Origin of the sequence: Dyadobacter sp. LHD-138, assembly GCF_030929615.1 — a bacterium.
Taxonomy (GTDB): Bacteria; Bacteroidota; Bacteroidia; order Cytophagales; family Spirosomataceae; genus Dyadobacter.
In genome coordinates this window covers 108,661-128,267 of sequence record NZ_JAVFVU010000011.1, presented here as the reverse complement: position 1 = coordinate 128,267, position 19,607 = coordinate 108,661, and the positions used below count along the sequence as shown (strand labels likewise).

Annotated in this window: 18 protein-coding genes; 7 read left to right on the top strand and 11 right to left on the bottom strand. The window is 42.6% G+C overall.

The features are described 5' to 3' along the window. Positions 1-65: 65 nt before the first annotated feature. Entirely contained in the window at positions 66-2,948 is a 2,883-nt protein-coding gene (locus tag RB622_RS10290; protein ID WP_308046463.1) for a putative LPS assembly protein LptD, read from the top strand. A gap of 809 nt (positions 2,949-3,757) precedes the next feature. On the opposite strand, the gene RB622_RS10285 is transcribed toward RB622_RS10290, so the two are convergent. Beyond that, on the bottom strand, positions 3,758-4,156 hold the full coding sequence (locus RB622_RS10285; protein ID WP_308046462.1) for a DUF1573 domain-containing protein: 399 nt from the start codon (positions 4,154-4,156) through the stop codon (positions 3,758-3,760). A gap of 209 nt (positions 4,157-4,365) precedes the next feature. Between RB622_RS10285 and RB622_RS10280 the strand changes: the two genes are divergently transcribed. Genes RB622_RS10280 through RB622_RS10265 form a run of 4 tightly spaced genes read left to right on the top strand, consistent with a single transcriptional unit; the run spans position 4,366 to position 9,111 of the window. Beyond that, positions 4,366-6,774, top strand: a complete 2,409-nt coding sequence (locus RB622_RS10280; protein ID WP_308046461.1) for a thiamine pyrophosphate-dependent enzyme — start codon at positions 4,366-4,368, stop codon at positions 6,772-6,774. Positions 6,775-6,831: 57 nt separating this feature from the next. Then, on the top strand, positions 6,832-7,389 hold the full coding sequence (locus tag RB622_RS10275; RefSeq protein WP_308046460.1) for a sugar transferase: 558 nt from the start codon (positions 6,832-6,834) through the stop codon (positions 7,387-7,389). A gap of 4 nt (positions 7,390-7,393) precedes the next feature. Continuing rightward, positions 7,394-7,987, top strand: coding sequence for an acetyltransferase (locus RB622_RS10270; RefSeq protein WP_308046459.1), 594 nt, complete (start codon positions 7,394-7,396; stop codon positions 7,985-7,987). 2 nt (positions 7,988-7,989) lie between these two features. Then, positions 7,990-9,111: an aminotransferase class I/II-fold pyridoxal phosphate-dependent enzyme gene (locus RB622_RS10265; protein WP_308046458.1), complete on the top strand. Its 1,122-nt coding sequence runs from the start codon at positions 7,990-7,992 to the stop codon at positions 9,109-9,111. Positions 9,112-9,308: 197 nt separating this feature from the next. On the opposite strand, the gene RB622_RS10260 is transcribed toward RB622_RS10265, so the two are convergent. The 5 genes from RB622_RS10260 to RB622_RS10240 all read right to left on the bottom strand — a co-directional run bounded on the left by RB622_RS10260 (position 9,309) and on the right by RB622_RS10240 (position 13,532). After that, on the bottom strand, positions 9,309-10,145 hold the full coding sequence (locus tag RB622_RS10260) for a hypothetical protein (protein ID WP_308046457.1): 837 nt from the start codon (positions 10,143-10,145) through the stop codon (positions 9,309-9,311). A 737-nt stretch (positions 10,146-10,882) separates the two neighbouring features. Next, positions 10,883-11,758 (bottom strand): FKBP-type peptidyl-prolyl cis-trans isomerase, encoded by an 876-nt coding sequence (locus tag RB622_RS10255; protein ID WP_308046456.1) that lies wholly within the window; start codon positions 11,756-11,758, stop codon positions 10,883-10,885. 108 nt (positions 11,759-11,866) lie between these two features. Continuing rightward, positions 11,867-12,511: an endonuclease III gene (nth, locus tag RB622_RS10250; protein WP_308046455.1), complete on the bottom strand. Its 645-nt coding sequence runs from the start codon at positions 12,509-12,511 to the stop codon at positions 11,867-11,869. Between the two features lie 195 nt (positions 12,512-12,706). Then, entirely contained in the window at positions 12,707-12,958 is a 252-nt protein-coding gene (locus tag RB622_RS10245) for a hypothetical protein (protein WP_308046454.1), read from the bottom strand. Further along, complete coding sequence (locus tag RB622_RS10240; RefSeq protein WP_090340234.1) at positions 12,933-13,532, bottom strand: RNA polymerase sigma factor; 600 nt, start codon at positions 13,530-13,532, stop codon at positions 12,933-12,935. The genes RB622_RS10245 and RB622_RS10240 overlap by 26 nt, the downstream gene beginning before the upstream one ends. Before the next feature lie 376 nt (positions 13,533-13,908). On the opposite strand from RB622_RS10240, the gene RB622_RS10235 reads away from it, so the two are divergent. Then, positions 13,909-14,604, top strand: a complete 696-nt coding sequence (locus RB622_RS10235) for a YjjG family noncanonical pyrimidine nucleotidase (RefSeq protein WP_308046453.1) — start codon at positions 13,909-13,911, stop codon at positions 14,602-14,604. 13 nt (positions 14,605-14,617) lie between these two features. Here RB622_RS10235 and RB622_RS10230 read toward each other — a convergent pair whose 3' ends face one another. The 5 genes from RB622_RS10230 to RB622_RS10210 are packed head-to-tail and all read right to left on the bottom strand — an operon-like array spanning position 14,618 to position 18,652. Next, the gene (locus RB622_RS10230) at positions 14,618-15,442 is read right to left on the bottom strand and encodes a phytanoyl-CoA dioxygenase family protein (protein WP_308046452.1); all 825 of its coding nucleotides are present in this window, start codon (positions 15,440-15,442) and stop codon (positions 14,618-14,620) included. 57 nt (positions 15,443-15,499) lie between these two features. Beyond that, a complete protein-coding gene (locus RB622_RS10225) occupies positions 15,500-16,387 on the bottom strand; it encodes a serine protease (protein WP_308046451.1) in 888 nt (295 codons plus the stop codon). A gap of 23 nt (positions 16,388-16,410) precedes the next feature. After that, complete coding sequence (locus tag RB622_RS10220) at positions 16,411-16,953, bottom strand: DUF2911 domain-containing protein (protein ID WP_308046450.1); 543 nt, start codon at positions 16,951-16,953, stop codon at positions 16,411-16,413. Positions 16,954-16,959: 6 nt separating this feature from the next. Then, entirely contained in the window at positions 16,960-17,649 is a 690-nt protein-coding gene (locus tag RB622_RS10215) for a DUF6089 family protein (RefSeq protein ID WP_308046449.1), read from the bottom strand. 10 nt (positions 17,650-17,659) lie between these two features. Further along, positions 17,660-18,652: a DUF6089 family protein gene (locus RB622_RS10210; protein ID WP_308046448.1), complete on the bottom strand. Its 993-nt coding sequence runs from the start codon at positions 18,650-18,652 to the stop codon at positions 17,660-17,662. Positions 18,653-18,922: 270 nt separating this feature from the next. Between RB622_RS10210 and RB622_RS10205 the strand changes: the two genes are divergently transcribed. After that, positions 18,923-19,549: an ATP-binding cassette domain-containing protein gene (locus RB622_RS10205; RefSeq protein WP_308046447.1), complete on the top strand. Its 627-nt coding sequence runs from the start codon at positions 18,923-18,925 to the stop codon at positions 19,547-19,549. Positions 19,550-19,607 lie beyond the last annotated feature (58 nt).

Sequence of the window (19,607 nt, the reverse complement as noted above, 5' to 3'; positions counted from 1 at the left end):
TTACGGCGTTATTCTTTAGGAGTTTCTCTGCTAATTTTGACATTCGTTATGCAAAAATACTCTATTTGTTAGAACTGAAAAAAAAGGCGATTATTATATCGTTAGGACTTGTTGCGTTTCTATTGTTTGGCACCATGGCATGTGTTCAGCAACGCACAAAACGATCCGGTAAAGATCTTCTTAAGTCGAAAGCCAAGACCAAGCATTCTGCACCTACGGTAGCAGACAAATCTGCTTTGGCCAAAACCCCGGGTGGCGAAATTATTGCCGGACCGGACACACTCATCAAAAAAGACTCAACGGCTGCGGATTCTCTGCGGCTGAAAAATGGCATTGCTTTAACGGATTCATCGGCAACCGATACCTTATCCAATCCTGACGACCTGCAAAGTGTCGTAAAATACACCGCAGAGGACTCCACCATCATGGATGTTGTCCTGAAACAGGTGCATTTATACGGAAATGCGGAGGTAAATTATGGTACGATTAATCTAAAAGCAAATTATATTCGTCTGAACTGGGTGACCAACGAGGTCATGGCGCATGGCGATTATGATTCCACCGCAAAAAAAATGATAGGCGAGCCCATATTTCAGGATGGGCCGGAAATGTACAATACGAAGGAAATCCGCTATAATTTTAAATCCAAAAAAGCCATTATCCGCGGCATTGTCACACAGCAGGGCGATGGTAATGTCAGGGGAGACCGTGTAAAAAAAGACACGGAAGGCAATTTTTACATACAAAAATCCATTTATACGACCTGTAATCTTACCCACCCGCACTTTTATATCAATGCACCAAAAATAAAAATGGTGGATAAAAAATCGGTGGTGTCCGGGCCTTTTAACCTGGTGATTGCGGATGTTCCGCTGCCACTGGTTATTCCTTTCGGGTTTTTCCCGTTCCCTAAGAAAAAAGAAGCAGGCACATCCGGTATTATTTTCCCAACCTATGGTGAAGAACCCAACGGGCGCGGTTTTTATCTGCGTGACGGAGGCTACTATTTCGCCATCAGCGAATACATCAACGCACAGGTAACCGGGCAAATTTACGCCACAGGAAGCTGGGGACTGGGTGTCGCCACGACGTATTCTAAGCGTTATCAGTATAACGGTAATTTTTCGTTCCGCTTTAACAAAAATAAATCCAGTGACGAGATACAAAAGGAAATCGGTCTGGGCGGCACCAATGATTTCAGTCTCGTATGGTCTCACGCGCCAAAACCAAGAGGCAACTCGACATTTTCTGCGAACGTAAATATTACCAGCAACAGCTATAACCAGTTTCAGGAAACCAATACCAACAAGTACATTTCCAACGTCGCCAGTTCATCGGTGCAGTATAACCGCACGATGGGCCAATATCTTCGGGCGGCGGCGAGTGTAAGGGTTAACCAAAACTTTGGTCAGAAAGATACTTCCGGTATCAGAAGAGACGGAAAAACGAATATTTCAACCGATTTCAGTTTTGGCGTTAACCAGATTGCTCCTTTTGCCTTAAACGGAGGGCGTTCGCGATGGTATGACAGTTTCCGTCTAGGGCTTGATTTTAGCGGAAATTATACCCTGACCAACTCTCTGACGGCTATTGACACGTCTTACAGCAGACTTGGTTTTAAGGTGGATAACAAAATTGATTCTTTACGGGATGGCGCTATACAGGTTTTACCCTTTAACCTTTCAAACTTATCGGCCTTTGCGCAGGATGCTCAATTTACAGGCCGGTACAGTTTACCCATCTCGCTTCCGAACTTCAAGCTTTTACGGTTTATAAATCTTACGCCAAGCATGTCACTTCAGGGGCAGATTTATACCAAACAATACAATTACATCTACAAAGGAGGGAATACCGTACACATTGATACGCTCAACAAAGTAGGTAACGAGTATTCCTATTCCTTCGGCGCAGGTATGAACACGCGTTTCTATGGAACATTTTTCGTTAGGGGAAAGCGCCTGGAGGCTATACGGCATACCGTAATCCCTACACTATCGTATAGCTATACCCCGGATTTCACGGGCGATAATTATGGTTTTTATCAAACCGTACAGATTAACGAGCTGGGCGAGACACAAAAACTTTCAAGATACAAAGGTGTTGGTACGAATGTCAGCAACGGAAAAGCTTCGAGTGTGATTTCATTCAGTTTGAACAACTCGTTTGAGATGAAACTGAAATCAAAAAGTGATACGGCCGCGGCTCAGTTTGAAAAAGTATCCCTGCTGGATAACCTTGGTTTTGGTGGTAGCTACAACCTGATGGCGGATTCGCTTAAACTGTCAAATATCACGGTCAACGCCAATGCCCGTATCGGTAAAAATCTTAACCTGAATTTTAACGCAAACCTGGATCCATACGCCTACGTAAAAGATCCGCGGGTGAAATCTGACAATCAAACCGGTATTAAGGTAGACCAGTTTGCCATCACGAAAGGGCAGGGACTTGCCAATTTACAAAATCTTAGTTTTACGCTCGGAACCAGTTTCTCTCCCAAAGGCGCTTCGGATAAGCCGAAAAATGCCAATCCGAACAGTACCGTCACCGAAGAGCAAAAAGAGTTTATCCAGCGCAATGCCGATATGTATGTGGATTTTAATATCCCGTGGAATGTGTCCCTGAACTATAACTTTGGCCTCACCAAACCGGGACTTTCGAATGCCCAGCTAATCCAGACGATCAACGCAACGGGCGATTTGAGTTTATCCACGAATTTTAAAATCAGTGTGACAACCGGTTTTGACTTTACGGCATTCAAACCGTCCATTACGACACTAACGCTATACCGTGACTTACACTGCTGGGATATGAGTTTCAGCTGGACGCCTTTTGCTGGAAGTGCTTCCCGCGTAAGCAACTACAACTTTATTCTAAAAGTAAAATCAAGCATCCTTCAGGACTTGAAACTGACCAGAAGAAGATCATTCCAGGATCGGGCTGCGTATTAAATTACGCTACCGACGAAATGTTCCTACTGGAACAAAACGCCGAAACATCCTAATGTCCATGTTCCCATCCAGATATTTTGTTGGTAGAAACTGGTTTTGGCAATTGCAATATCATTGCTACCGACCAAACGCTCCTATTGGAACAAAACGCGGAAACATCCTAATGTCCATGTCCCATCCAGATATTTTGTTGGTAGAAACTGGTTTTGGCAATTGCAATATCATTGCTACCGACCAAATGTTCCTACTGGAACAAAAACACCGAAACATCCTAATATCCATGTCCCATCCAGATATTTTGTTGGTAGAAACTGGTTTTGACAATTGCAATATCATTGCTACCGACGAAATGTTCCTACTGGAACAAAACGCCGAAACATCCTAATGTCCATGTTCCCATCCAGATATTTTGTTGGTAGAAACTGGTTTTGACAATTGCAATATCATTGCTACCAACGAAATGTTCCTACTGGAACAAAACGCCGAAACATCCTAACGTCCTTATCCCATCCAGATATTTTGTTGGTAGAAACTGGTTTTGGCAATTGCAATATCATTGCTACCGACCAAACGCTCCTATTGGAACAAAACGCGGAAACATCCTAATATTCTTGTCCCCTCGGGACATTTCGTTGGTAGAAACGGGGATAGATTTATCTGGTTTTCGTTCCGTAGGAACGTTTCGTGGTATTGACACGACCAATTAAATGAACTAAAAGTAGAGCATTCCTTTACATTACACGGGTAGCGTACAAAAAAATAAGGCCAGTTTGTAAGCCGGCCTTATCACCATGTTTTTACAGAAAATGTTACTTCGACGAAGTTTTCGCCGCTTCTTTGGCAATAACCTCTCCATTAAGATATAAAGTAATAGATCCACCTTCTGTGTTACTGAAAACAGTTACGGGTTTGTTGAAAGAACCGGCAGCAGCAGCGTTAAAAGTTGCCTTGATGATACCCGTTTTTCCTGGCAATACCGGTGCTTTTGACCAAATAGGCGTCGTACATCCGCATGATACGGTTACGTTAGAAATTACAACAGGGTCAGTACCTGTGTTTGTAAACACAAATTCATTCGTAACAGGCGTTCCCTGAGGCACTTTACCAAACTTGTGTGTTTCTTCTTTAAATTTTAAAACACCTTTCTGAGCAAAACTTACAGTGGTTAAACCAACAAGTAAAACCAATGCTGAAAAGAATACTTTCATAGTTGTAGTGGTATTGATAATTGTGTGAAATTTTGTTTAAGTAACAAGATTAAATGATAAAAACGAAATTTAGTAAACATTAACGTATGTTAACACTGCTTTCAAACTTATTGTGATTCATTGTTATGATTATTATTTTCCTGCATAATTTTGGCGTGCATTATAAAAAAATGTAACTTAACTACGGTTTCAACCCGTAACGTTTGCTTATGCTTCTAAATGATAGTTTGACCGGTTCCAGTGTTTTGAATAAAGAAAAGATAACAGACGACTACCGCCTGGCTTGTGAAAGTAGGCAGGTTAGCTTATTGGGGAGAAAAGACACAATGGGTGGCCGGTCCAAATTCGGAATTTTTGGAGATGGGAAGGAAATAGCGCAGATTGCATTGGCAAGAGCATTTAAGCCAGGTGATTTCCGCTCAGGGTATTACCGCGACCAGACGATCGAAGCCTATCTTGGCAATTTAAGCTGGCAGCAATTTTTTGCACAAATGTACGCACACGCCGATCTGGACCACGAACCGCATACGGGCGGGCGGTCCATGAATGGGCACTATGCAACCCGCTGGCTCGACGACCAGGGCGAATGGCTGGACCAGACAAAACTCTATAATTCAGTTTGCGACATTTCACCGACGGCCGGGCAAGTTCCCCGCTCCGTCGGACTCGCTTACGCCTCGAAACTTTACCGGGCCAATAAGGATATTCAGAATCTGACCACATTTTCCAACAAGGGAAATGAGATCGTATTTGCAACCATTGGTGATGCCTCGACTTCCCAGGGAATGTTTTGGGAGGCAATGAACGCGGCCGGCGTGCTGCAGGTTCCGTTAATTATGTCCGTTTGGGATGATGGTTACGGCATCTCTGTTCCGATAGAATATCAGACTACAAAATCAAGTATTTCAAAAGCGCTGGCAGGACTTCAGAGAAATGAGGAAGAAGCCGGCATGGAAATTATAGCGGTCAATGGCTGGGATTATCCGGCATTGATAGAAACCTATCAAAAGGCAGCCCATCTGGCTCGCACCGAGCAAGTTCCGGTTTTGGTCCATGTTACAGAATTAACACAGCCACAGGGACATTCATCATCGGGCTCCCACGAGCGGTATAAATCCAAACAACGGCTGCAATGGGAAAATGAACGTGATTGTAACGTGCGTTTCCGTGAATGGATTTTAAATAACGGCTATGCGACGGATGAAGAGCTCGAACGTATTGAAGCCGACGCAAAGGAAACGGCCAGAGATGCCCGTAACCGTGCCTGGAAAGCTTATCGAAAAGACCTGGATAAGGAACATCAGGAAACGATCGAGTTAATCCAAAAAACGGCCGCAGAGAGCATTTTCTCGGAGGAATTATCAGGGATTGCTTCCGAATTGAGTAAAACCTATTACCCTGTTCGCCGCGATAACCTTGTAAGCGTCCGCAAAGCATTGCGTTTGATACGAAATGAGCATACGCCGTCAAGAATTGTCATGCAGAAATGGCTTCAGGATGCTCTCAAAGTAAATACTGAACGTTACAACAGCCAGCTTTACAGTGAATCCGCTTTATCACCGCTGCATGTTCAGCCCGTTGAACCCGTGTTTTCGGATGAAAGTATAACCGTTGATGGCAGGGAAGTGATCCGTTCTTACTTTAACGCATTATTCGGCCAAGATTCCCGTGTTGTAGCCATCGGCGAAGACGTTGGGATGATTGGTGATGTGAACCAGGGACTAGCCGGTTTGCAGGAAAAGTTCGGTGAACTTCGGATTACCGATACTGGTATCCGCGAAACGACGATCATCGGACAGGGGATAGGCATGGCCATGCGGGGCTTGCGCCCTATTGTTGAAATCCAGTATTTCGACTATATCTATTACGCGCTTGCCACCCTAACCGATGACCTTGCAAGCCTTCGGTATCGTACCGCCGGCGGACAAAAAGCACCTTTGATCATCCGTACCCGTGGACATCGTCTGGAAGGCATATGGCATTCGGGGTCTCCGATGGGCACGATGTTAAGCAGTGTTCGCGGGTTGCATATTGCAGTCCCCAGAAACTTCACCCAGGCCGCAGGGCTTTATAATACACTCATCAAAGGTGATGATCCTGCCCTCGTTGTGGAGCCGCTTAATGCTTACCGTCAAAAGGAAGTACTGCCTGATAACATCGGAGAAATATGTGTTCCGCTTGGGCAACCTGAAATATTAAAAGAAGGAAAAGATCTTACTGTCGTTACTTATGGCGCGATGTGCCGTATAGTAATGGAGGCAGCAGCTCAATTACATACGCTGGGAATAGAAATAGAGGTTATTGATGTCCAAACATTGTTACCTTTTGACATCGACAACCAGATTCTGGAATCAATTAAGAAAACGAACAGGGTTATTTTTGCGGATGAAGATGTCCCGGGAAGTGCGTCAGCATTTATGATGCAGCAGGTACTCGAAAAGCAAAATGCATACCGCTGGCTGGATTCAGCACCTGTTACGATTTCTGCGAAACCGCACCGTCCTCCATACGGTTCCGATGGTGATTATTTCACCAAACCGAACATGGATGATGTGGTTGAAGTCGCTTACAATATCATGCGGGAAACGGATCCATCTCACTTCCCTGCTTTGTATTAGCGATTGATTGAAAGTTGCTTGTCCGAAATTTATTAGTCAAACTTAATAAATTCTGACATGTACAACAGCTTTGGTAAAAGACTTTTTGATTTTATACTGGCGGCGGCGGGATTAATCATCCTGTCGCCGCTTTTTCTATTGCTGTTCCTCCTAATCCTCTGTTTTGATAAGCAATATCCGTTTTACGATCAGCCTCGACCCGGTTTACACGGAAAGATTTTTATCATCGTAAAGTTCAGGACGATGCGCGATTTACGGGATAAAGAGAAAATGCCCCTCCCTGACGCCCAACGAACAACGCTGCTTGGAAAATTCCTGCGTCAAACCTCACTGGACGAACTCCCACAGCTTTGGAATGTATTAATCGGCGATATGAGCCTGGTTGGTCCACGGCCGCTTCTGGCTGAATATTTACCATTATATAATCAGGAACAGCGGCGACGGCATACCGTTAAACCCGGCATAACCGGATGGGCACAAATTAACGGACGCAACAACCTTAGCTGGTCTGAAAAATTTGAGTATGACTTGTGGTATGTCGATAACCTGTCTTTTCCATTAGATCTGAACATTCTTTTTTTAACGCTCACAAGAACGATAATTACTAAATCTTGATCCCATGCTGATTTACGGTGCCGGCGGACACGCAAAAGTGATCATTTCCATCATTCGTGCAAATGGTGGAAAAATTAATGGTATATATGATGATGATTTAACAAAACAAGAAATTTCAGGAATCGTCGTAAGTGGCGCCTACAACGCCCTGCACCTTCCTGACGAAGACCTGATCATCGCCATCGGAAATAATGTCGTTCGAAAAAAAATATCCAGTCTGGTTCATCATGCTTTTGGCACGGCGATACATCCAACCGCCTCAATCGATCCAGGTATAAAGGTGGGGATGGGAACCTGCGTCATGCATCATGCGGTAATACAGGCCGGCTCAACGGTTGGCAATCATGTCATCATCAACACATCCGCCTCCGTGGATCATGATTGCCATATCGGTGATTTTGCGCACCTCGCGCCTGGTGTTATCCTGGCGGGACATGTAAAAATCGGTGTAAACACGCTGATCGGCACGGGCAGTATTGTGGCTCCGGGCCTGACGATCGGCAAGAACTGCGTCGTGGGTGCGGGAAGCGTCGTAACCAAAAACATCCCCGACGGATCTACCGTACTAGGAAATCCGGCCAGAATCATAAACCGCTAACGATGGAAAAAATATGGCTTTCCCCTCCTCATCCAGGCGGAAATGAACTAAAGTATATTCAGCAGGCCCTGGGAAGTAACTACATTGCTCCACTAGGCCCTCATGTCGATGCGTTTGAGCAAAAACTGGCAAACTATATGGGCATCTCCCATGCTACCGCGCTTTCCTCCGGTACGGCGGGCCTACATCTTGCCTTAAAAATACTGGATATTGGGCCGGGAGATATCGTCATTTGCCCTACATTCACCTTTGCCGCCAGTGCGAATCCAATTGTTTATCTTGGTGCAACACCGGCTTTCGTAGACAGCGAGGAAACCACCTGGAATATTTGTCCAAATGCGCTGGAAGGCACCATCAACCATTTTATTAAAAAAGGGAAACGTCCGAAAGCCGTTATTGGCGTACACATTTATGGAATGCCTATGCAACTCGGTGCGATATTGACGATATGTCAAAAATACGAGATCCCGCTTATCGAAGATGCGGCAGAGGCGCTGGGGTCAGTTTATAAACACAAAAAAGTGGGCGCGTTTGGCGTAATGAGTATTGTCTCTTTCAATGGCAATAAAATCATCACCACCTCAGGCGGAGGAGCGCTCGTTTCCGGGAATGAATTCTATACGCAAAGAGCCAAATTTTTAGCTTCTCAGGCAAAAGATGAAGCGCCGCATTACCAGCATTCGGAAATCGGTTATAACTACCGGCTCAGTAACATCTGTGCGGCCATCGGACTGGCACAGCTGGAAGTAATAGGGGAGCGTGTACAACAGCGCCGGGACAATTTTGCGTTTTACAAGCGGGAACTGGGGCTTATACCCGGTATTTCATTTCAAAATGAACCGGCTGATTGCTTTTCAAACCGGTGGCTTACGTGTATCCTGATAGATCCGACCGCAAACAATGGATTGAACAGAGAAAGTATTCGTTTGCTATTGGAGAAGGAAAATATTGAATCACGCCCCTTATGGAAACCGCTTCACCGGCAGCCTGTTTTTAAAAATGCCCCATATTTTGGAGGAAATGTAGCGGATAGGCTTTTTGAGACTGGGATTTGTTTGCCTTCGGGGTCAGGTTTGAAAAAAGAAGATCTGCTTAGAGTAACCAGAATTATAACGTGTTTTTAATCTAGCCGTGATTGTTCAAATTTAAACAGTCACGGCTAGATTATTTCCCTCACTTATTACGTACTTAAATAGGAATTTCAGATGACTTTATATTTTTATCCAGGTCGACAATATACTCAATACTCGGCAGCTTCCAAACAACAGAACATCTGAACGGTGCCAGCAAAATAATTCCTTGAAAGCCACCCTTACTTTACTTAGTGTGCTCGACCGTACTGGTGTAAATCAAATGGAACGGTTACTCCTTGGACTGTTAAAGTCCCAGAGAAAGTAAACACATCTTTACTATCAAGGTAACCCATTGATGTTACATTCACTATTCCGGTCTGCCAGGTAGAATTATTTGAACCACCAGGTTCAAATATACAATTTCTTACACATCCCCACCCCCCGGCTATATAGTTCCCACTTCCACTATAGTGTGGGTTAGTATATTCATAATCCGGAGTCTGAGATCCAACATTGCTTACTCTAAAAGCCTCAACAGTATATTGAGAAAAAAAAACTCCAATAGTTGATACACCAGGATGTTTCATAACGGGATAGTTTCTAAATTGATAATGGTACCCGTTATACACAAATGAACAGTATGCTAACATTACCGGAACGGTTGGACTTAAAGGTGCTACGTAAACCATCGACTTTTTTAAAACAAAACTATGTCTAGAAATGCGACCCGTATTAGAAAACCATGCACCAGTATTACCTGGTTGAATAAACGGTTGATAATCTCCATCAGGTAAATATGGTGGAAGTGGTGGAGTTGGTGGCAAAAAAGGATTTACTACCGAATTAGCCAGTCTTGCAGCCTGATCTTTATTGGTTTCAAGATTGACCGTATCAGCACTAATCAAAATATATTTCCCAATCTCAGAATCCAGCCCCTCACTAGAGTTTTTAACGGATATGCCATCTGAAATTAAACCCTTGTAAACCTTAACTTCTGGTTTGCTTTCCAAAATTTCTTCTTTATTACAAGAAAAGAAGAAGAACAAAAAAATTACATTTTGGATAAAAAAAACTTTCTGTTTCATTCTAAAAATTGGTTGATTGAAAATCTTTGACTATGAATTACTATATATCTAACCGCTAAGATAATTTATCACAAAACAATATACACATATAAATACTACAATATTTGTAGTATTTATATGTGTATAGAAATTACATATATTTCTACAAGTAATTTTATGTAATCTAGAAAATTTCAATATCAAACAATAATTACCATCCCACCATTTTTATCATAGTCAACTAGGGAAAAGCATATAGCTCCAATATGAGGTAACCTTATCTTCTACACAAACAAATCTTAACATACTCCCTCAGTCCTTAGTAGTATTTTGTACACAACAGGATAATCATCCACAGGTTATTTTTAAAGGGTATCGTATTTTGACGAAGATTTAATCGAGAGGCTTTTAATATTGGACTTTGCTTCCCTTCGGCTCAGACCTGAGCTTGAAACATCCACGATAATCATCGATCATATTAAAACCCTCTAAACAAAAAACGCCCTAAGCAATTCGTTTGCCAGGGCGTTGTAAACTCTTGAAGATTTTTAAACTACAACATCTCTACTTTGAGCTGTAATGGAATATATGGAAAAACTGAAATGCCTCCACATGCTATTTTCGAAGAAATATAGCTGAGAGGCTTTTTAAGATCGGGACTTTTTTGCCTCGGGTCAGGTTTACAAAAAAATCATGTTTCGCCAATTACCTCTTCCATAAAAAAGCCCTCCCACAAGGGGAGAGCTCTCAATAATTTATTATAAAACCTCTAACTCAAATTGTAAAGGAGAGTATGGCTGAATACTCACACTGCTCCCAGTAATCCGTTGACTCCCATAGCCTAAACCTGAAGGAAATACTGCTATAATTTTTTCACCCTTCCTCATTTTACGTATAGCACGATCAAAACCAGCAATGGTTCCACTTGTTCCCGTAGTTACCGAACGTGTACTTTCCTCCACTTTTGTATCATCCAAAAGCTTAAGCGTATACTTCACATTGACAGATTTCCCTGCTCCTAATGTATCACCAGTAACGGTATTCGTTCTTATAATTACCAAATTGTCTGTTGTCCTTTCGGATACCGTAAACTGTTTTTTGGCGATAAAATCATCGATCTGCTCTACTTCTGTTCGCGAACTCACCAATTCAATATTCATTTTAATAGGCGAATAAGCCGGAATATTTCCCTGCCCATAGCTACCAAAAGCAAATGGAAACGACATGAAAATTGTATTGACCTCTCCTACGCGCATTCTGTTGATGGAAAGCTCCATACCCACCAATACATACCCCAACCCTGTGCCAAACGGATACAAAAAAGCTAAGTTTTTATCATTGGTAGAACTTACTACTTTGGTTCCGTTTAAAAGATATCCTTCAAATTTAATGTGCACCTGCTCACCTTTCTTTGGCGTTTTTCCCGTTGGATTAGCCTTTCTTACCACATAGTATAACCCTGATGAATCACGCGTCGCAACCATTGCGCTGTCGGCGATGTATTTTTCGATTTGCTGTTCGTTTTCGACTAGTTTCTCTTCGTCATTATTCTCTATGGACTTAGTACAGCCCACCATACCCATACCCATGACCACGGCAATCAGCATGCCCAGTTTCAAAAAATTACTCTTCATTGTTTGTTACCTTTTAATTGTTTTATAGACGGTTATTCATAGATTTTTCTCTACCCTATTACATGGACCTTCGTCAGCCAAAAAAGGTTGGAATACGGGTTAAAAAAATTACTTTTTCATTTTCTCAAAATACAGACAGCAAGAAGTAAGCGGGCAAACATTGCACTTAGGCGTACGCGCAAGACATATATATCTTCCATGCAGAATAAGCCAGTGGTGTGCCTTCGGAACGAGTGCCGTGGGGATATGCCGCATCAATCCCTTTTCCACCGCCAACGGGGTTGTTGCCGTAGCAGGCACCAGCCCCAGTCGGCGTGACACACGATAGACATGCGTATCAACTGCCATAGTCGGCTGATTAAAAATCACAGAGGCTATTACATTGGCCGTTTTGCGCCCAACACCGGGCAATTCCTGAAGCTCGGCAATAGAAGCCGGAATTTCGGATCCAAATTTTTCAGTCAGCAACCTGGCCATGCCCACCAGATGTTTACTCTTGTTATTGGGATAAGATATCGATCGTATGTAAGTAAACACCTCTTCGGCATTGGAGGCAGCCAGCGCTTCGGGATCCGGATAGCGTTCAAACAAAGCGGGCGTAACCATATTGATCCTTTTATCCGTGCACTGTGCAGATAAAATAACAGCCACCAGCAACTCGTAAGGATTGCTGTAATGAAGTTCTGTTTCAGGTTCTGGAAAATTTGTGGTGAAGTATTCTAAAAATAACCTAAAACGCTCTTTCCTGTTCATAAACTTATTTATACACTTGGGATTATATCATTGTAAGGAGGTGTGTGGCGATATTTTGAAAAATTTACTCAAAATATAGTCGGGGAGAGATGGCAATAACCTTCAAACATCTTCCATTTACAGAAGACGCACCTAAGGCATGTCAGAAAAAATCCTGACATGCCTTTAAACAAAGAAACAACCTACATGGTTTTCCTAACAGGAAAGCGCGTTTGTAGATTGTTTCAGTGAATATTGCCGGGAAAAATGAATGATTTTCTGGATAGAACGATCGGACGGCGTGCGCACAATCTTATTCATCTGTTCCTTCATTTCGAGGGAATCCAGGTAAAAATTCATTAGATCGTCATCAAGCGCTAGCGCTTCTGCGATGGATTCATTTTCATTTTGTGTTGTTTCGGCATATAAATACCTAATAACATCATCGTAGGTAAAAGTTTTTGTCATATTGCGGGGTACGTTGGCTGAATTGCTTGCGCAAATTAATCAACGCGTAACGCATCCGACCCAATGCCGTATTAATACTCACACCTGTGGCGTCCGCAATTTCCTGAAAACTCATGTCCTCATAGTGGCGCATGATCAGAACCTGCTTCTGCACATCCGGTAGCCGTTGGATCATTTCCCTCAGCTGCTCGTGCGTTTCTTGACGAATCTGAATCGATTCCACGGAATCTTCCGAGAAATCCAGGGTATTAAATACACTGCTTCCATCTTCGAACACTACATTGGGGTAGCGTTTATCGCGTCTGAAATAATCAATGGCTAGGTTGTGTGCGATCCGTATAATCCATGGTAAAAACTTACCTTCGTCATTATATCTACCCGACTTAATTGTATCGACTGCCTTAATGAATGTATCCTGCAACAAATCTTCGGCTACATATTGGTCCTTGACAATCAGATAAATAGTCGTATAAATTCGTGACTTATGGCGCTGAACAAGCTTTTCAAAAGCTTTCTCATTACCACGAATATACAATGTTACCAACTCACTGTCGCTAACTTGGACTTTCTCCATTTTACTATTCGATTTAGTTAACGTAGAGCAGTTCGTCTATATTGTTTCTCCTTTCTGGATAAGTGTGAAAATAATGTTTTTATCGCTATTTTGAATTATATTAATCAAAGAAATAGATTTGGTAAATGATTTGCAAATGTTTGATCCGCTTTTTTTTAAAAATTATTTCTGATTAACAGATGTTAACAACTAATTACCAGTAGTGTAGAATTATTCCACAATCATTTTAACACTATACTTATTAAGACAAATAATTGAACTTATCGAATAATATACGATTTCACTCCTGATTTCAGATCATTTTTGAAGTAATCAAAATAAAAAATATAAATTGAATTTTTCCGGTTTCACCGGAGCCAGTAAGCTTTCAAGTATTATGAAATATAAGCATCTTTTTTTTGACCTTGATCACACGCTCTGGGATTTTGAACGTAACAGTTCCGAATCCTTAGAAGATATTTTTTACAAATCTGATTTAACAAGCCACGGTGTACCTTCCCTGGAGCTTTTTGTGCAGTCATTTTTGCGTATTAACACCGAGCTTTGGGATGCTTTTGACCGTGGCAAACTTCACCATTCCTATATACGTGCCAACCGGTTTAAAATGGTTTTTGAAGAACTGGGTGTTGCCTGCCCCGAAAATCATGAAGAAATAGGAGAAATTTATCTACAAACCCTTCCCGGGAAAAAGCACCTTTTGGAAGGTGCTTTGGAGTTACTGGATTATGTTTCGGCCAAAGGTTATAACCTGCATATTGTCACAAACGGCTTCAATGATATCCAGGCCAAAAAAATCACAAGCTCCGGGATCAGCAGTTATTTTGAAAATGTTGTCACTTTTGAAAATGCTAATGCGAAAAAACCTGACCCGAAGATTTTCGCGTATGCGCTGGAAGTTTCCAGCGCATCTCCGGAAGAAAGCATTATGATTGGCGATAACTGGGTTGCGGATATCCTGGGGGCAAAACAATTTGGCCTCGATACGGTTTATGTAAATCCCGCCGGCCTGAAATTTGAAGAAACACCCACCTATGACATCCGCCGGCTGGCCGAGTTAAAACTGATTTTCTAGCATTTTTCTATGCTCAATAGCTAAAAAGCAACGGGTTCAGTGCCCCATCCGCATTGGATCCCACTGTTTTTGAAGAAAGCCAGGTCTCCCAATCTGCCTGCTGATAGCTATTTCGAGGCTTCGTAATTTGCTGGTCTTGATCCATATAAATCATCGTCATCACTTTTCTTGGGCTACCCGAAACATTGGCTCCTGCACGGTGGAATAACCAGCCTGCGTGAAAACTGACCTCGCCGAGATCAAAAGGTGTTTCATTCACATTGAACTGTTTCAGCTGAGCCGTCATCAACGCCTCACTTTCGTCACTGATTTCCAGATCGCGTCCAATTTCAACCGTATGACTTTTTTCTGCAAAAGCCAGCGGCCCCATTTCCATAGACGTTTTTTGAAGCGGGATCCAGACCGTAACCGTTTTCACCGACGACAACGGCCAGTAAAACTGATCCGCATGCCATGGCGTTATTCCGCCTGAAGATTCTTTATAAAGTGCCTGGTCGTGGTATAATCTAACGCCCTGAACCTGCATTAAGTCTGTTGCAATTTTTGCCAGACGCTTAGAAAATACAAATTCTCTAGCCTCTTCATTTTCACACCACAAATTCATGATCTGTAAAAACGCACGCTCATAAGTCGTACGCTCTTCCATCGGCTTGGTGAGTTTGTTTAGTTTAAAAACAAGATCTGTAATGAGCTCCCCGTAATAACTTAAAACATCGGCGCTTAAAACATCTTTTAACTTAACATAGCCAAATTCATTATAAAACGTGATCGCTTCCGGCGTTAAATCATACGACTCAGCGAGTTCTTCTTCGAAATACTTTTTATTTAAAACAGTCATGGGCCAGTTCAGATTCTTTTTATTAAAAAAGCAAGTCCCTGCAAAAAACTACCCGATTTAATCTTCTTCGTAGAAATCAACTTTCTTTTCACGGAGAAAGTTTTTGATCACATCCACATGCACGCACTGACCCACATTGAGAAAGGGATAATTGGAAACCCGTTTGCGGCGCCCTTCGGTAATCACCTCCCTGTTGACCTGATCAAAACCCAGGTGGAGGTGTCTGGTGGCACTTTGCATGCCGTATATGAGACCGTTTCGGTCAAAAAGTGGCCCTCCGCTCTGGCCCCGTAAGCCGGGTGTACTCATTTCAATACTCACGGTACCATTACTTTCGCCGATGTGGCGGGTTATAATACCATCAATTGGAAAACTGGGGGTATTAACACGGCCTTCTTTGACCCACTCGATATCATTGGTAGCCTTGTTCAGCTGATAATTTGTGAATTCCGGAAAAGGATAGCCAAGGCGACAAAGATATCTCCCCTGCTTAATCTGCCTGCTGTCTTTCAAAAAATGAGCAAAACCCTGATACAATTTCACACCATAATCCCGAAAACGAACAATGGCCAAATCCTGGGTCGGATGTAAATGAATCGTTAAGCTTTTGTAGACATCAACACAGTTAATAAAATTCGAAAGCACACGGATCGGTGTTTCTGCATTGATCTTATACTTGGCTTCCAGAAACTGCCGCTGTGTTTCATAGCCGGGATCGCGCTCAAATCGCCGTAGCTCACCCTTAAATTTGAGATAATTTTCGTAGATCTGATTGGCGTGGAGAATTTGCCGGGCCACATGGCGACAGGTGACAGCAAAACCGTTTTCATTAACAAAAAACAACGTACCCGTACCCGGGATTATATCGGTTCCTCCGTAATAACGTGCAATAAAATGAATGGGACGGGTAAATTGATCTACCCTTTCAATGGCTTCAACAAACATACAAGTAGAATAAAAAGAGGAATTTACTGGCGCTGGATTGGAATAATCGCCTCTGTTTGATCCCAGCTTAATATCATATTGGTGCCGTTCGGCTGATCCTGAAAATATATTTTAAACAATTCTTCGACCTTGGGATTAATACGGATGGAAACATTGCTTTTGAGGAAATTCTGTCCGTCATTGTAGTTGGTACCCCATTGCCCTGTCTCGCTGTTTAAAATAACTGTCCAGGCTGATTGCCCCGGTATCGTCCACAAAGAATAGGAGCCAGGTTTAACCGGTTTTCCTGCAAAACTTATGCCTTCTCCAATTTTTATGACCGTGGCTTCATTCGCACCCGTCCTCCATACCTTACCATAAGGAACCAGCGCCTTATCCTGTTCCCGGCCAAAAACATACCTTCCCTTTTTTCCAGGCTGACTGTAATTCACATCGATATCAATCCCTTTTTCATGATACGATGCGACAGACGAAGGACTAAATGATTTGGTATACATGCGCAGTAAAATAAAACCAGCAAGCATAACGGCAATAACGATTGAAAGGATCAGGAGAGTTTTCTTCATAGGAGTTTAAGGGCAAACGATGCGATAAAAAGTATAACTTACCGACAAGCGAATATAATAGTAGGTATCTTTTTTAGAAGGATCTCCCTGCTCAAGCTGAACGGTAGATTTCGGATCTCCCCCTAAATTGTCGTAATAATCGCTAAATGTCTTGCGCGTACCATACTCAAGACCGATATTCCAGGGTCTGCGTATCTGATATTTGATACCTACGCCGTAGGGAATCACCAGTGAGCTTGTTTTATAGCTGTCCGTAACCACATCCGGCTTAAATTTCGAAATGCCCATCCCCCCGAAAACATAGGGAGTCCAGTTTAAAGCAAATCTTTTTTCCTGATAATCAAGGAAATTGTACTCAGCCACGGCGCTCGCCTCAGTGATCCTCGTACGAAAAGACATATTCCGTACTTTTTGAAAAGGGTCTTTGCTGTACTGGTCCGCAGCACCAATCAAACCGGCTGCAAGCTCTGCGCGAAGCGACAGTGCCTGATTGGGATTATATCTAAAGAACAGGCTTCCCGCCGGTTTGAAAAACCGGAATTTAAATGAAGGGGAGATATCTCCTTTGTAATTAAATACGCCCAGTCCGCCTCCTACTTCAATTTTTTGCGCCTGCACAATAGTCATTGCTGCTGTTACCACAGCAGTACAAATGAGCAATTTCCGAAGTAAAAAAACCAGTTTTAAATTTTTCAACGTATACAATTTATTTCAGGGGAGGGCATTTAACCTGCGACGGGATAATGTAATTGAGGTGTATCATACCGATTAAATAGGAATCATTCTGCGTAGGAGAATTCCCTCTTCCACTCCCCGCAGAACCATAATTTTGACCTTGCAATACTGCGAAGGGGTCCTCACCCGGTGATGCACCATAAATTGCCTGAACATACTCAGACAAACCAGGTCTGCGGTCCTTCCCCTTTCTCACCGCCAACGGCTCCTGAGATCTGTTAGCCATGCGCAGGGCCAAAGGATTATCTGCAAACGCAGCAGGGTCAGCATAATTCCCGGCCACATCATCCAGATAATCTGTGAAGGTAAAGCGAAAACCCAGCTCAGCTCCGATGTCAAATCGGTCATTAATTTTGTAACGCAACCCAAAACCAACTGGTATGGCCATCTGTATAAGGGAATATGGTTTTGCATAATTTGGTCTTCCCTGACCTTCGGTACCTAATGCCTGCAATTTTACCCAATCACCGCTTTCTGCATCCTTTGCCTTAGGATTATGCGCAACGGCTGCAATTCCGGCAAATAAATAAGTCCCAAACTGTGGGCGACGGTCATAACTTCTGTTATCCGGAGTTAACTTAAAAATCCCAATCAGCGCAAATTCCTTCAGATCATTGCGAAAACTCAGGTTTCTGGGAAACCGTAGGTTTGTAGGATCTTTCTCATTCATTTTAAAATCATCCCCGGCAATTCTGGCGTAGGTAAAAGAAGCACGCGCAGCCAACCGTGGTGTAAAATGCCTCGTATAATTTCCAGCCACACTCCATCGCATCATCCCAAATGTTGATTTGAGAGGAGTGCCCAAGCCACCCATGTCGCCGTAATAGTTTGCAGTACCAACCCCCAAACCCGCGGAAGAGTAGGGTATAAAAGTCCCCCTTTTTACCTGTGCCTCAGTGGTGTGATTTATTACCAACAAGCCCAGCACTATAAAAAATACCAGCTTTTTGCTTATCGGTCTCATTAGAAAATTTTTAATCATTTTAGATCAATTTTTTTGCAAAAATAGAATAGTTGTCGGTTTTCTTCAGGATATATCTCCATTTCAACGTATTTCTCATAATTTTATTTGTGTTGCATCGATAATTTAAATCATCATATTTTCCACTTTTCCCCAATTGATACTTTGGCAACTGATAAAAGTAACTTTCTTTCGTATTATATAAACGACATATCTTCTAAGAAACCGCAAAATTTAGTATTATTGTACAATTGAAATTAAGATCTTCTCCAGATGATTACCAGTAAAAACCTGCATTTCTCTTATTCTTCTCAAAAACAATTCAGCTTTCCCGATATAAGTTGTAGTGATAAAGAGGCCCTTCTTATTCTGGGACAATCCGGCCGTGGAAAAACGACTTTTTTACATTTGCTGGCGCTTTTACTACAACCCGATTCCGGAAATATTCATATTGCCGGGAAAGAATTATCAAGCCTGTCATCAGTAGAAAGAACGAATATCAGAGCAAAAAATTTGGGTATCATTTACCAGCGGGCCCATTTTGTCAGCGCTTTATCGGTTTTGGATAATATTTTATTATCAAGTTATCTGGCCGGCAACAAACAGGACAAGGAAAAGGCGGGTTATCTGGCCGAACAGCTGGGGTTTGCAGATCACCTTCACAAGAAAACTACACAGCTAAGTCAGGGTGAACAGCAGCGGGTGAGCATTGCCAGGGCGCTGATGAATAACCCAAATGTCATTTTAGCCGACGAGCCAACTTCCAGCCTGGATGATAACAATTGTCAGAAGGTAATTGAATTATTAAAAAAACAATCTTTTTCAATTGGTGCAAGTCTGGTGGTGGTAACCCACGACCAGCGCCTGAAGGATGAATTTCCTAACCAGGTATTTCTGTAATATCTGTCTGAATCCGACCCATTGGTTTACGTTGAGTAAACTTCAACTTATAAGCATT

Coding starts and splice junctions, on each gene's coding strand:
- RB622_RS10245 (WP_308046454.1), bottom strand. CDS start 12,958: ATGACAAAAACTTTTACCTACGATGATGTTATTAGGTATTTATATGCC.
- RB622_RS10265 (WP_308046458.1), top strand. CDS start 7,990: ATGGAAAAAATATGGCTTTCCCCTCCTCATCCAGGCGGAAATGAACTA.
- RB622_RS10235 (WP_308046453.1), top strand. CDS start 13,909: ATGAAATATAAGCATCTTTTTTTTGACCTTGATCACACGCTCTGGGAT.
- RB622_RS10275 (WP_308046460.1), top strand. CDS start 6,832: ATGTACAACAGCTTTGGTAAAAGACTTTTTGATTTTATACTGGCGGCG.
- RB622_RS10230 (WP_308046452.1), bottom strand. CDS start 15,442: ATGACTGTTTTAAATAAAAAGTATTTCGAAGAAGAACTCGCTGAGTCG.
- RB622_RS10280 (WP_308046461.1), top strand. CDS start 4,366: ATGCTTCTAAATGATAGTTTGACCGGTTCCAGTGTTTTGAATAAAGAA.
- RB622_RS10270 (WP_308046459.1), top strand. CDS start 7,394: ATGCTGATTTACGGTGCCGGCGGACACGCAAAAGTGATCATTTCCATC.
- RB622_RS10210 (WP_308046448.1), bottom strand. CDS start 18,652: ATGAGACCGATAAGCAAAAAGCTGGTATTTTTTATAGTGCTGGGCTTG.
- RB622_RS10225 (WP_308046451.1), bottom strand. CDS start 16,387: ATGTTTGTTGAAGCCATTGAAAGGGTAGATCAATTTACCCGTCCCATT.
- RB622_RS10260 (WP_308046457.1), bottom strand. CDS start 10,145: ATGAAACAGAAAGTTTTTTTTATCCAAAATGTAATTTTTTTGTTCTTC.
- nth (WP_308046455.1), bottom strand. CDS start 12,511: ATGAACAGGAAAGAGCGTTTTAGGTTATTTTTAGAATACTTCACCACA.
- RB622_RS10220 (WP_308046450.1), bottom strand. CDS start 16,953: ATGAAGAAAACTCTCCTGATCCTTTCAATCGTTATTGCCGTTATGCTT.
- RB622_RS10240 (WP_090340234.1), bottom strand. CDS start 13,532: ATGGAGAAAGTCCAAGTTAGCGACAGTGAGTTGGTAACATTGTATATT.
- RB622_RS10255 (WP_308046456.1), bottom strand. CDS start 11,758: ATGAAGAGTAATTTTTTGAAACTGGGCATGCTGATTGCCGTGGTCATG.
- RB622_RS10285 (WP_308046462.1), bottom strand. CDS start 4,156: ATGAAAGTATTCTTTTCAGCATTGGTTTTACTTGTTGGTTTAACCACT.
- RB622_RS10205 (WP_308046447.1), top strand. CDS start 18,923: ATGATTACCAGTAAAAACCTGCATTTCTCTTATTCTTCTCAAAAACAA.